The sequence below is a fragment of the Microcoleus sp. S13C4 genome (genome assembly GCF_036700865.1).
Lineage (GTDB): Bacteria > Cyanobacteriota > Cyanobacteriia > Cyanobacteriales > Microcoleaceae > Microcoleus.
On sequence record NZ_JAUBPS010000061.1, the window covers coordinates 1 to 13,927 of the forward strand.

Sequence of the window (13,927 nt, forward strand, 5' to 3'; positions counted from 1 at the left end):
TCGTAATTCATATTATTAATCTAATTTTTTCTTTTATTTTACCTAGAACGAGCGCACTTTCGCAAGAGGTCTACTGAGTATTGCTCGTGATGTAACGGATTACAAACAAGTTGAACAGGCCTTACGAGAGAGCGAAGAACGCCTGCGATTGGCATTAACGGCGACTCAGATGGTTGTCTGGGATATGGATTTGCCGACCAATCAGGTCCTGTGTTCTGCTAATGCTCTAGAAGTTTGGGGTCTTCAAGAAGGCACGGGAGAAGACTTTTTTGCGCTCATTCATGCAGACGATCGACAACGGGTGATCCAAGCGGCTCAAGGAGCAATTGCGGGAGAACAGTCATACCTGCAGGAGTATCGGGTAATTAGTCCGGACGGAGTTGTGCGTTGGATCAACAGTCAGGGACGAGTTTATCTGGATGAAAGCAGACGGGGAGTTCGTATGATTGGCGTTTCGGTTGACATCACGGAACGCAAACAGATCGAAGCAGAGCGCGATCGCCTTTTAAAACTAGAACAATCTGCCCGACTCGAAGCAGAAACCGAACGCCAGCGGTTGCATGACATCCTGATGCAATTGCCTGCCATGATTGGCATTGTTAAAGGTGCCGATCTTGTGTATGAATTTGCCAATCCCACCTACCTGCAAGGGACTGGGCGCACTCCAGACATTATCGGGAAATCTATACGGGACGTTTTCCCGGAGATAGAGGGACAAATTTACTTTGAAGGGCTTGATCGTGTTTACCGGACGGGAGAAACGTTCATTGTGAATGAATCGCCTACTTACTGGGATCGGAACGGCGATGGAGTGTTGGAAGAAGCATTTTTCCACTGCATCTTTGCAGCTTGGCGGGATGCTGAGGGAATCATTCAAGGTGTGTTGATTTATAACATTGAAGTGACAGCCCAGGTGCGGGCAAGGCAACAAATTGAACAACTGCTCGAAGAGCTTCAGCAGAAAGAAGAAATTCAGCAATTCCTAATCGAATTGAATGATGCGATTCGTACTATTGAAGACCCAAAAGAAATTATGTGGCAGGTGGTTTGTGCCACAGGACAACACTTTAGTGTCACTCGCTGTACCTACGGTGAAATTGATCCAACGCAGGAATATGTCATTGTCGATCGCGACTATTGCAATGGTGTAGTCAGCGTGGTGGGTAGACATCACCTGGATTCGTTTGGCCCTACACTCATTGCGGAATTAAAGCAAGGCAGAACAATCGTCGTGGATGATGTCGATCGCGATCCTCGAACTATCGGAGTTGGGGCGGCTGGCTTTGATGCCATCCAAACCAAGTCTCTGCTATGTGTTCCATTGGTGAAAGAGGGGAAATTTGTCGCATTGTTGGTGTTGCACCATGTCTCGGTTCGCCACTGGACGGAGGAAGATGTGGCGGTGATGGAGCGAATTGCTCAAAAAACCTGGCTAGCCGTGGAGCGATCGCGGGCGGAAGAGGAATTGCGCGAAAGTGAAGCGCGTCTGCAACTCGCGCTGAAGGTCGGACGCATGGGAACGTGGGATTGGGATATGCAGACCGATGCCTTGCTTTGGTCAGAAGGACACTTCATGGTACTCGGTCTTCAACCGAATGAGTGCGAACCCAACTATGAGGTTTGGGCAAGTCATGTTCATCCCGATAACCTAGCAGAAGCTGAGGCGAAATTTCAGCAGGCCATAGCTGACAAGAAAGAGTATCAGCATGAATATCGCCTGCGTTGGTCAGATGGCTCGATTCACTGGGTTGAAGCCAGAGGACAGTTTACTTATGATTCTCAGGGAAATCCCAAGCACTCGATCGGAGTTGTCATTGATATCACAGAACGCAAGCAAGCAGAAGAGGCATTGCGTCAAGCCCTACAAAAGCTCAACTTCCATGTTGAAAACTCTCCAATGGCAGTCGTTGAATGGAATCGAGACTTTCAAATCATTCGGTGGTCTGCTGGTGCAGAGCGGATTTTGGGTTGGAAAGCCGAAGAAATTCTAGGCAAATCTTTAACAGAGATACCTTTTGTCTTTGAGGAAGACCTGGAAGCGGTTGCTGAAGTCTGCCAACGGCTTGTCTCTGGTGAAGAACCCCATATTTTGTCATACAACCGCAATTACACGAAAGAGCGCAACCTTGTGCATTGCGAGTGGTATAACTCCAGTCTCAGGGACGAATCGGGACGGATGATTTCGGTGTTATCGCTGGTGCTGGATGTGACGGAGCGCAAGCAAGCAGAACAAGAACGAGAACAACTGTTAGAACGCGAGCGCATTGCACGGGCCGAAGCGGAAGCCGCACAGCGCCAACTGGAAACCATCTTTGAAACCTCACCCATTGGACTTGCTCTGTTAGATGAAAACCAGCGATTTATTGCCATCAACGAAGCATTAGCAGAAATTAATGGATTAACCCGCGAGCAACAGTTAGGCTATTCAATTCCAGAACTTTTTGGTCAATCCGAGCCCAAATTAGTTGAAGTCTTTGATCAGATTTACGCCACAGGGAATCCCTTCATTTCACCGAACTTTGCGGTGAATGTTCCCGGCCGCAGCGATCGCCGTCCCGGCTACTACAACGTTTATTATCTTCCAACTGTTAACTCAAATGGTCAGGTCGAAGGGGTTTTAGTCTATGTGGTAGATGTGACGGAACAGGTGCATTTAGAACGTGCACAACGCTTTCTCTCTGAAGCAAGTGCAGTGCTTGCATCCTCACTCGATTATCAAACGACTCTAGAGCGAGTCGCGCAGCTTACAGTACCGGAATTAGCGGACTGGTGTACGGTTCACATCGTTGAGGAAAATGGTTTGATCGAGCCGATTGCGGTTGCTCACATCGACCCTGCCAAACTGAAATGGGCGTATCAGATTAGAGACAATTATCCTCTGAACCCGGATGGCGCTCGCGGTGCTGCATTTACGCTGCGAACTGGACAACCTGATTTAGTGCCGGAGATTCCCGATGAACTATTGGTACAGGCAGCGCGTGACTCAGAGCATTTAGAGATGCTGCGGCAGGTTGGATTCAGATCTGTAATGACGGTGCCACTACGAACTCAGGCACGAATTCTAGGGGTCATCTCCTTTGTTTCAGCCGAATCTGGACGACAGTACACGCCGAAAGATTTGGGACTGGCAGAGGAATTGGCTCGTCGTGCTTCTTTGGCGATCGACAATGCTCAGTTATACCGGATTGCTCAACGCGATCGCGCAAAAGCAGAAGCCGCTAACCGCATTAAAGACGAATTTTTAGCCGTATTGTCCCACGAGTTGCGATCGCCTCTCAATCCAATTCTGGGCTGGACAAAATTGCTACGAACTGGGCGACTAGATACCACAAAAACCCAGCAAGCCCTGGAAACGATCGAACGCAATGCCAAGCTGCAAGCTCAATTAATTGAGGACTTGTTGGATGTCTCGCGCATTCTGCAAGGAAAAATGACGTTAAACGTCGCTCCTGTGAATCTAGCGGCAATGATTGAGGCTGCACGGGAAACGGTACAACTGGCAGCCGAAGCCAAACAAATTCAAATCCAGACCACATTTAATCCTATTTCAGGAACGGTTTCAGGTGATACAAATCGCCTTCAACAGGTAGTCTGGAACCTCCTTTCCAATGCCGTGAAATTCACCCCCGCCGGAGGACGAATCGAGGTGCAACTAGAGCAGGTTGGTATGTATGCTCAGATTCAAGTCAAAGATACTGGAAAAGGCATCACACGAGACTTCTTACCCCATGTGTTTGACTATTTCCGTCAAGAAGATGGCACAATAACCCGACAATTCGGCGGATTGGGATTGGGGCTGGCGATCGTTCGCCATCTTACCGAACTGCATGGAGGAACGGTTCGAGCAGACAGCTTAGGACAAAACTTAGGGGCTACATTTACCATCCGGCTACCGTTAAACATTGTCGAGCCAGAACCCTCTTCTGAGGACAGACACCCAGATAGTGCGGCAGACTTAACAGGTATTCATGTCTTGGTTGTAGACGACGATGCAGATATGCGGGAGTTGGCAGCATTCACCCTGATGCAATCTGGCGCACAAGTTACGACAGCCGCTTCCGGTGCACAGGCGTTGGCCCTGCTGAATCAATCTATCCCCGATCTGCTGTTATGTGACATTGGGATGCCAGAGATCGATGGTTATGCCCTGATTCGGCAAATTAGAAAGTGGTCACCCCAACAGGGAGGCCTGATTCCTGCGATCGCACTTACTGCCTATGCTGGAGAAATCAATCAGCAGCAAGCCTTAGCTGCCGGATTTCAGATCCATATCTCCAAGCCTGTTGAACCTGATGAATTGGTAAAAGCGATCGCCCGTTTGCTAAGACACTAAATGATTTGAGGATTAGCCTAATGCTGCTTGGTATAGATTTAGGAACAGGCTCTGCTAAGGCATTGCTCCTAGCGACAGACGGAACCACTATAGGTGAAGCATCAAGCTCCTATCCTGTTCATGCACCCCAACCTGGATGGGCTGAGTCGGAGCCAGGGGATTGGTGGTTAGCGGTTGCCTCGGCTGTTAGGAAGGCAGTGGGAAATCACGCTGACCAAGTACAGGCGATCGCACTTTCAGGGCAAATGCACGGTGTTGTCCTAGCTTCGGAGTCGGGTCAGCCTCTGCGTCCTGCTATCCTCTGGGCAGATACTCGCTCTAGTGCCACGCTGAACACTTATCATGCGCTCGATGCCGCTATTCGAGAGCGATTGGGCAACCCGATTACGGCTGGAATGGCGGGCCCCACTTTGTTGTGGCTACGAGAACACGAGGCTACTGTCTACACCGAAGCGCGTTGGGCACTTCAGCCAAAAGATTGGCTGCGGTTACGGCTGACTGGAGAAGTCGCAACCGAACCATCTGATGCTAGCGGTACTTTGCTTTACGATGTTGTGTCGGACAACTGGGCAGAGGATGCAATCTCAGCGCTGAATCTACGTGGTGATTGGTTACCAAAAATTATCCCCTCTAGTGCGATCGCAGGTTATCTAACAACTATTGCTTCAGAGCATCTTGGCTTAAGAGTTGGCTTACCCGTTATCGCTGGTGCTGCGGATACCGCAGCGGCGGCACTTGGCAACGGACTACTAGAGCCTGGTTTGGTTCAACTAACAATCGGCACAGGCGCTCAAATCATTACACCTCGATCGCAACCAATTATCGATCGTCATGGTCGTACACATCTATATCGCTCCGCCATACCTAACCAGTGGTACACCCTTGCTGCAATGCAAAATGCGGGGCTAGCGCTTGAGTGGGTGCGAGGTATCCTCGGTTTGAGCTGGCAGGAAGTCTATACTAAAGCGTTTTCTGTTCCCCCAGGGTGTGAAGGGTTGACATTTTTGCCCTACCTCACGGGTGAGCGAACTCCACACCTTGATCCATATATACGTGGGGCATGGGTGGGGCTGGGACTTCATCACACACAGGCGCACTTGATGAGGGCGGCTTTAGAGGGAGTGGCTTTTGCTTTGCGACAAGGTTTTGAAGCACTTGAAGCAACAGGTTTTAAAGCGACAGAACTGCGTTTAGCAGGCGGTGGAACTGCAGAAATGCCTTGGAAACAATTACTGACCGATGTATTGAGAATACCCCTCTATGCAACTACAGTTGCTGCGGCTTCCGGACGTGGTGCTGCTCTACTAGCGGGTATCGGAATTGGCGTATACGCAGATGCTAATGACACCATCAAACTGGCAGCCACACCAATGCTTGCTGCCACTCCCCAATCAGTTGATCCAATCCTAGAAGAGGCTTGGTTTCGATATCAATCTCTTTATCCACGACTTAAAAAAATGTCATAGGAGTTATGCCTAAAGGGGGAGGTACTAGAACCTATCCACAAATTACTCTTAAGCTAAGACTGTTTAACATCAGTCAAATAAAATAACTAAGTTTGCTAGAATAAGAGGTAGATATTACATGAATATATTAGCTGGAATTAAGCTACCAAAATCAGCCGAGAGCTCGGATGTATATATACGGTGTAATGAATCTGCATCTATAAACTACCAGGAAGATGACAAAAAAGTTGTTTTATCTCAGGGTGGTGTTGTCTCCTCAAATTCTTACTTTAATTCGTTTTACGAGAGATTTTATACTCAATATACAACTCTTAGCTCTATCTACTATGTGCTGAAACTTGAAGGCGATTTTAAAGTTTCTGTTTACCGAGAATTTGATGGACAAAAAAACAAAGAAATAATTTCTGAACAGAGCTTTGAGAAATGTCAATTCTCTGACCCTGTAAAAATCTCACCAATAAATCTCCTTCAAGGTAAAAAAGCGGGCAGAATATATTTTGAAATAACTTGTTCTAGTGAACAGGGTGCATTTAAAGGGGCATGGATAGCAACCGATCAAAGTAAAACTAGAGAAGCATCCTTGGGGATTGTAATTTGCACCTTTAAAAAAGAGGACTTCATACAAAATACATTAACTGCAATTTTTCAAGATGAATTACTCGAAACCAAGGACTTTAAAGTATTCGTTGTTGATAATGGTAGAACTTTAGATGAAGCTGATTTCGGAAAGCCAAAACTGAGGCTAGTTCCTAATATAAATGCTGGTGGAAGCGGGGGCTTTACCAGAGGGTTGGTCGAAGCTTTAGAGGAAGAAAAATATTCTCACTTTTTGCTTATGGATGATGATATAGAGTTAGAAAGTGAATGTATTTATAAATTATTTCCTTTGTATGAATACGCCAATTCTGATTTTGCTGTAGCGGGTGGACTGCTAAATTTACAAAAAAAGTATATGTTGTATGAAGCAGGAGCATCGTACAACGCCTATTCTAAAACTAGAGGATTTGGGCCTGGGGCATTAATTGCTTTAAATTATAATATCGATTTACGAGATTCTAATTCTCTCAACAGGTTGCTCAAGGAAGAAGATGTAGACTATGGCGGATTTTGGTTTTTCTCTTTTTCTAAGGAACTTGTTGAACAAACTAAATTACCGCTGCCTTTATTTATCAAAATAGATGATGTAGAGTTTGGTTTAAGAATAAAAGAGTTGGGCAATAACATTGTAGCTTTTCCATCAATGGCGGTGTGGCATCAACCAGCGGCGGCCAAGAATGTAAATTGGGAAAATTATTATTATATCCGCAATGATTTAATAGCTTATTCCATCCATTATTCTCCAGAATATATGGATGCAGTTGAGCATTTGACAAAAGTAATACTTCAGGCTTTAGCAAAATTTGATTATAATCATGTAGAGATGGTTGTAAAAGCTTTTGAAGACTATCTAAAAGGTCCAGATTTTATCAAAAATTGTGATCCAGAAACCTTTCACATGAGCATTGTAAAGCTTAGTAAAAGCTATAATAACCAAAACGAGGTAGATAAATTAGCTGGTACTAACCTTTTGACTAGGTGGTTTAAAGTTGCTGCTGAAGGTATTAATGAATGGTCATCCGTAAGTACACAATGGAAAAGTGCTTCAAAGGAAATGACATCTACTATATTTTGGCAGCAATACCTTGGGCTAAAGAAATAGAATTGACCCCCTCCACTGGTTAATGGTTGACAGCAACTCAACGATTCACAACAAAAGCGCCTTGGGATTAATTGCGGTAGTTGACCCTCCCCCGTCACAGCGTAGCTTGACGGGGAATTCTTCCTTGACAGCTTGATGCCAAGTAAAAGCAGTGCCTTTACTTGGTCTTACTCTACCTCCAGAAGCTACGAAGGTTGCCCTACACCTCAAATTCGTAAACCTTGATCTCTAATGTTTTTTAGCTGCATTGATGTTTCTATCCTGGTGAGGCCCGCATTAGGACATTCCCACTTTCTGATATCCAATGAAAGCCAATTTACAGCAGATTGCCAGCTTATAGACGGCAATAGCAGCATTTAGAAAACCAGTTTTTTAGATGTTGAGGATTAATTAAATAAGCGTGCGAAGTGCGACCCGGATTTAGTATCAGATGGAAACAACTGGAGTTAAATGATGACATAATCTTCGCCCAAAACAGCTTGAGTAACCTGTGGTTCCGGCTCTACTGGGCCGCTGTAATGAGTGTCAATGTATTGGATTAAACTTTCCCGATAAGCTTGGAGATGCGAGTTAAGTGCTTCGATATCCTGCTCTCCTGTCGCGAAACCCCTCTCTCTTCGGAAGTGACCGGATTCCTTCACAAAAGCCATGTCAACTTGCCACAAAGCTTTATCAATCGGGCGATATGACAAATCAACAATATCGTAAGCTGCGAATCCTTGGGACTTCATAAAACTCATTACATCATACATCTGACCGAACAAAGTAACTTCTACAATTACATATTCAGTCTGCTGCAAAATCTCAGTTGCTCCCGCTAAAACATCTACTTCCTGTCCGTCTACATCAACTTTAATTAAATACGGGCCTGGCAAATTCCTTTCCCTACATATTCCATCCAGGGTAATTGCTGGTATGTTTCTCAAATAAGGATTGCTGCTGTCAGTAACGCGATTTTCAGAAATTGCAGAATGCAACATAGAGGGACTGACGTTAAGCGTGAAAACTCCCGCTTCTTTGCTCGCCGCAGCGATAATGTATTCTGCACTTTTGAGCTTGCGGCAAATTTTGGCGAGATAAGGTTCATTTTCGGCGATGGGTTCAATTAGCAAATGTCGCGAATTGGGGAAAGTCTCGTAAAGGTTAAAAGTTCCCAAGGCAGCACCGACATCAATCACAGTTTTTGGTTCAAAACCTAACTGTTTAGCCAGCAGCAAGCTGCCTGACATCGAGTTTCTGACAATTCCTGTTTGTTGGCTCACAATTTTTTCCTGATTTCAATGTGGATAAAATTAATATTATATCCGGCAGCAAAGTTATTGTATGTCCGAATAAAGAAACGAAGCAATCGCAAACCTAGGCGATTGCTTCCCTTCGGATCGCAATGACAGAAATAGGTTTTAACGTAACCTGCTACTATTTCGCGGATTTCTGCGCCTTGTTTTCCGGTTCGACAGATTGCAAAGCTTCGTCGAGAATTGCCCGCGCTTCTTCGGCTTTACTTCTAGCTTCTCGATAGCGGACATTAGCTTGAGCGAAGTTTTTGAGAACCTTGAAACCATCTTTCAAACGACCAATTTCCTCGGCAGTCACAGCCTCATCTGTAAACAAAATGTCGATCGCCGCCCGGATTTTGAGTGCTTCTTCGCGGGATTCCATGACTTTCAATTTGAGACTTGCCAAATTGCTCAAGATCTGGACGGCTTCCGTAATCGCATCCTCGCCGTCAGACGCAGCATCTTCGATATCCTTAACTTCAACAAACTGCTTGGGCCCAAAACCCTCCACGAGTTCCGTAGGCAGCTTGCCCTCATCCATGAGATCCATCAGCCGATCCATCGCTTCTTCACGGGCTTTGGCTGAATCTTTCCCTTTGACAGTTAAAATAATTTCGGGGCTTTGAGGAAGTGTATAGCGAACCATATTTTGACAGCCTGTGCGCGAAAACAATTGAATGATATTTTATCTTTATTCGATCGCCAGTTGCAGCTATCAATCTGCTCCCTTACCAACTGCTTGCCACAAGTTGACACATATACACTCAAAAGGAACCCTCGACAATGAAAGATAAATTTCTTAACTTGCTTAATTTGCTTTTAGTAGCTGATGTGTTTTTCGTCTTTGCCATTTTTGGGTGGTTTGTCATCGCAGTAGCTGGTCGATCGACCGGGGTGAATCTCGGTTTTGATTTGTGGTACAGTCTCTGGCAGCCCGTATTTAATCCCGCCCTGGGAATTCTTATGGGCGGTGCTATTCTCAGCGGTATAATTAACCAAGTTTCTAAACGCCTCAATCCGAAGTAAAATTGATGCTTTGTTGGAGACGGTGATTGGCGATGCTACTTAATTGGCGATCGAACTTGTAGGGTGCGTCAGAGATGAGCCACTCAATTAGATCGATGAAGCTGGAAAATACATAAATAGTCAAAAACGAGTGAAACCCTCCCCAAAGGAGCGATCTCTTATGAAAGCTATCACAAAAGTTATGATAGCTTTACATTCTGTTACAGAGTAAAGTTTATTTCCGCCTACCTATTTACGTCGAAAATCAGGATTGAACGATCGCGATCTAAAAATATCAACTCATGTTCTTCAGAACAAAAGTCGGGCATTAATTATGGGAGAACAAAAATGTATCGGTATCCTCACTAGCGGGGGTGACTGTGCAGGCTTAAACGCAGTTATTCGAGCCGTTGTCTACCGCGCAACGGGAACTTACAATTGGAAAGTGATGGGGATTCGTCAAGCCACCAACGGATTGATGAGTCGTCCCCCTGAAGCAATTCCCTTGGATATTGAGAAAGTAGACTCGTGGCTCACCATTGGCGGTACGATGCTAGGCACGACAAATACGGGCAACCCTTTTGCTTTCCCGATGCCGGATGGGACTCTACGCGATCGTGCTGAGGACATTATCGAAGGCTATCATCAACTAGGTTTGGATGCTTTAATTGGCATTGGTGGCGACGGTAGTCTTGCCATTCTCAGGAAGATTGCTCAACAAGGTAATTTGAATTTAGTTGCTATTCCTAAAACTATTGATAATGATGTCGGAATTACCGAGCGTTCCATCGGCTTTGATACTGCTGTCAATATTGCCACTGAAGCACTCGATCGCTTGCATTTTACTGCGGCCAGTCACAGTCGCGTCATGATTGTTGAAGTCATGGGACGCGACGCTGGACATATTGCGATCAGTGCCGGAATTGCTGGGGGAGCTGATATAATTCTGATTCCCGAAATCCCTTACAAAATTTCCCAAATCTGTGCCCAAATCCAAGAACGCCAAGACCGGGGAAAAAACTACTGTTTAATTATAGTAGCGGAGGCAGTTCGCACTGAAGAAGGCGAGTTAGTAATGCACACAAATCGCTTAGGTCAAAGTCGATTAGGCGGAATTGGTCAGTATTTAGCTGATACAATTTCTGACTGCAGCGGTGCCGAAACTCGCGTCACTGTTTTAGGACATATTCAACGCGGAGGAACTCCTTCATCGCTAGAAAGGTTAATTGCTTCTGCTTTTGGCATCGCAGCAGTTGATTTAATTGCCGAAGAGAAATACGACTGCATGGTATCTTGGCAAAAGCGGGAAGTTGTGAGCGTTCCTCTGGAAGATGCGATCGCCAAATACCGACCTGTAGACTTCAATGGTACTCTAGTTAAAACGGCTCGCGGTTTAGGAATTTGTCTGGGAGACTAAACAATTACCCGTCCGATTTCTCAAAGGTTTAGTCCGGGACGCATTCAGAACCACGAAACTGGGTTAACCGAGACTGAGGGTTTTAAGCCAGTGTATTGTGGTTAAAAAACCAAGGTGCTCATCGGCGGTGCTTCCAGGACTAATATTAACCTGGAAGTAGTGGCGTTTCAACTATGATTAGTGTAACTTGCAATCAGTTCCGAGCGAGTATCGACCCAGAGTGCGATCGCACTCGGAACTACAAAATACCGCAACAAGTGGAAAGGTGAGAAATTGACACCATTTACTACACAAATTAGAGTGCGCCATTACGAAATGGACGCCCTCGGTCACGTAAATAATGCTGTCTACCAGCATTATTTAGAACACGCTGCGATCGAACATTTAGAACACTTGGGATTTACACTGGATCGCTACCGGGAATTGGGCGGCGTTTTTGTAATGCGGCGGATAGAGATTGACTATTTGCGATCGGCAGCCGCGGGTGATCGATTGGAGATATCAACTTGGATCGAACAACTGCGCGGCCCGCGCGCCGTCCGCCGCTACGAAATTCGCTTACTGGGAAGTGACGAAATATTGTTAAAAGCCGAGGCGCTTTGGGTTTGGGTTGAAGTTACCACCATGCGACCGCGAGCAATTCCCAAACAAATAATTGATATTTTTGAATCACAATCTCAAGCATTACCAACATAGAGAAAAAATCAACTATTATATTGGCAAAATCCTGTAAAAATCTATGGGTTTGTAGTGAGGACTTCTGTCCCCTATTCCCCGTTTGTAGAAGTGGAAAAAGTTGATTGTCGCCGGGGCCGCAAATCCCGATCGTAAAAAGTCGGCTCGCCCGCCTGCCAATTTTGATGCCGCAGAGGTACGATGGAATATAGGGAGGGAGGCCAAGCCGGCGAATGTTAAGCTTGGCGACAATACCCACAGGAAGGGAAAAATGACACTTAACTTGCGGCGACCGATTTTAATAGGCGGAATAGGACTTTCAGCAGCGCTGTGGCTGTTAGAAACTCTACAGCATTCGGGTTCAGAAATGGGCGAAACGGCACTCATCGGCTTGGCGGCTGCCGGTGCGGGGTATTGGTGGTGGAAGCAACAATCCCCCAAACTCGAACTCGCACTCCCGCAACCCTTGGCGAACCGAGAAGCAGCCGAAAAAGCGATCGCGACTTCCGAAGCCGCCATTAAATTGCTGGCTTCAGAAGCTCAAAACTCGGCCGATCCTGCTAATCTAACAGCAAAGCTCGATCGGCTCAGAGCGGAATTAGACAGACAAGATTTGCGGATTACCGTCACTGGTGGCAAAGCTGTTGGCAAAACTGCCTTAATTCAAGTTTTAAATTCTAATTGGGCATCTCAACACCCACAAAAGCTGAGTTTTCCAGAAACAGCACCGCTATTTGCTAATACAAATACCGATGCCAAAATCGGCGGTGATTTAGTGCTGTTTGTGACAGCGGGCGACATCACAGATTCCGAATTTAAAACATTATCTCAGCTAGCTGCCGCAGGTCAGCGCGTGCTGCTAGTCTGGAACAAACTAGACCAATATTTACCAGAACAGCAGTCGCAGGTTTTGCATTCTTTGCAGCAGAAAATGCAAGGAATATTGGGAACTGAAGATATAATTGCGATCGCAGCTTCTCCCAATTCTATTAAAGTGCGCCAGCACCAAGCGGACGGCACATTTAAAGAACGGATCGAAAATCAAGTCTCTCAACTCGACGCGCTGACGGAAAGATTGACTAAAATCTTAACGGAAGAACGGCAACAGTTGGTCTGGGCGAGTGCAGTGCGCGAGGCTGCAAGTATCAAGTTAGAGGCGAAAACCTTCTTAAATGCAGTCAGGCGCGATCGGGCAATTCCCATTATCGAACAATATCAGTACATCGCCGCCGCCACCGTGTTTGCTAATCCGGTTCCGGCTTTAGACTTGCTAGCAACAACTGCCATCAGCACCCAACTCGTAATCGATCTCGGCGCTATCTACAAGCAACAGTTTTCCTTAGACCAAGCTAAGACAGTAGCGGGTACTTTGGCTAATCAAATGTTCAAATTGGGATTAGTAGAACTGTCTACCCAAACTATTACTGGACTGCTGAAAAGCAATGCCGTCACCTATGTAGCAGGAGGCGCGGTGCAGGGAATTAGTGCAGCATATTTTACCCGAATAGCAGGACTGAGTTTAATTGAATATTTCCAAAGTCAAGAATTGGAAAATGCTGCCAAAGGCATTTTCAATCTCGCCCAGTTGACTAAAACTTTGCAAGCAGTATTTACGCAAAATCAGCAAGTTTCCTTCTTGCAATCTTTCGTCAATCAAGTGGCGAGTCGCCTTTCATCTCAGGTATCTGGGCCCGAAACCGTTAAGTCGGTAGCCAATTAGAAGTAGTCCAGCATCAGATGCTAAATTCGATCGATAGCCCATGATATCCGTAGGGACACGGTACTGCCGTGTCCTAGCCCCAGCCCATTAAGAAACCCTTAATTCAGCGACAAATTAAAATTAGTCCAGCATCCGATATTAAATTTGGTCGATCGCCTAGGATATCTGATATTAAATCCCGTCGCTAGCCCAAAATATCCATCAGGACACGGCAGTACCGTATCCCTACCTAATTCCCAAATAAAAAGTTATAAATTTATAAAAAATTGTATTAAAATAAGAAATAGGATTTATAATTCAACGCTAAATTATACCTGCTTAAAAAAGCCGATCGC

Annotated in this window: 9 protein-coding genes; 7 read left to right on the top strand and 2 right to left on the bottom strand. The window is 45.7% G+C overall.

The window, feature by feature from the left end; translation table 11 throughout:
- The first annotated feature begins 79 nt into the window (after positions 1-79).
- The 3 genes from QT996_RS21820 to QT996_RS21830 all read left to right on the top strand — a co-directional run bounded on the left by QT996_RS21820 (position 80) and on the right by QT996_RS21830 (position 7,498).
- Positions 80-4,333 carry a PAS domain S-box protein gene (locus QT996_RS21820; RefSeq protein ID WP_333048906.1) on the top strand — a complete coding sequence of 1,418 codons (4,254 nt, stop codon included), beginning with the start codon at positions 80-82 and terminating at the stop codon, positions 4,331-4,333.
- A gap of 20 nt (positions 4,334-4,353) precedes the next feature.
- A complete protein-coding gene (xylB, locus tag QT996_RS21825; RefSeq protein WP_333048853.1) occupies positions 4,354-5,799 on the top strand; it encodes a xylulokinase in 1,446 nt (481 codons plus the stop codon).
- A gap of 118 nt (positions 5,800-5,917) precedes the next feature.
- Positions 5,918-7,498: a glycosyltransferase gene (locus tag QT996_RS21830; protein ID WP_333048855.1), complete on the top strand. Its 1,581-nt coding sequence runs from the start codon at positions 5,918-5,920 to the stop codon at positions 7,496-7,498.
- Positions 7,499-7,944: 446 nt separating this feature from the next.
- Here the strand turns inward: QT996_RS21830 and QT996_RS21835 are convergent, their stop codons facing one another.
- Together QT996_RS21835 and QT996_RS21840 are read right to left on the bottom strand one after the other, a co-directional pair.
- Positions 7,945-8,760 (bottom strand): FkbM family methyltransferase, encoded by an 816-nt coding sequence (locus QT996_RS21835; protein WP_333048857.1) that lies wholly within the window; start codon positions 8,758-8,760, stop codon positions 7,945-7,947.
- Between the two features lie 154 nt (positions 8,761-8,914).
- On the bottom strand, positions 8,915-9,421 hold the full coding sequence (locus tag QT996_RS21840) for a hypothetical protein (RefSeq protein WP_333048859.1): 507 nt from the start codon (positions 9,419-9,421) through the stop codon (positions 8,915-8,917).
- A gap of 137 nt (positions 9,422-9,558) precedes the next feature.
- Between QT996_RS21840 and QT996_RS21845 the strand changes: the two genes are divergently transcribed.
- The 4 genes from QT996_RS21845 (at position 9,559) to QT996_RS21860 (ending at position 13,592) form a co-directional block, all read left to right on the top strand.
- Positions 9,559-9,801, top strand: a complete 243-nt coding sequence (locus tag QT996_RS21845) for a hypothetical protein (protein WP_242720156.1) — start codon at positions 9,559-9,561, stop codon at positions 9,799-9,801.
- 313 nt (positions 9,802-10,114) lie between these two features.
- On the top strand, positions 10,115-11,197 hold the full coding sequence (locus tag QT996_RS21850; protein WP_333048908.1) for an ATP-dependent 6-phosphofructokinase: 1,083 nt from the start codon (positions 10,115-10,117) through the stop codon (positions 11,195-11,197).
- Between the two features lie 273 nt (positions 11,198-11,470).
- The gene (locus QT996_RS21855; protein WP_333048862.1) at positions 11,471-11,893 is read left to right on the top strand and encodes a thioesterase family protein; all 423 of its coding nucleotides are present in this window, start codon (positions 11,471-11,473) and stop codon (positions 11,891-11,893) included.
- 250 nt (positions 11,894-12,143) lie between these two features.
- The gene (locus tag QT996_RS21860; protein WP_333048864.1) at positions 12,144-13,592 is read left to right on the top strand and encodes a slr1306 family protein; all 1,449 of its coding nucleotides are present in this window, start codon (positions 12,144-12,146) and stop codon (positions 13,590-13,592) included.
- The last annotated feature ends 335 nt before the right edge of the window (positions 13,593-13,927 follow it).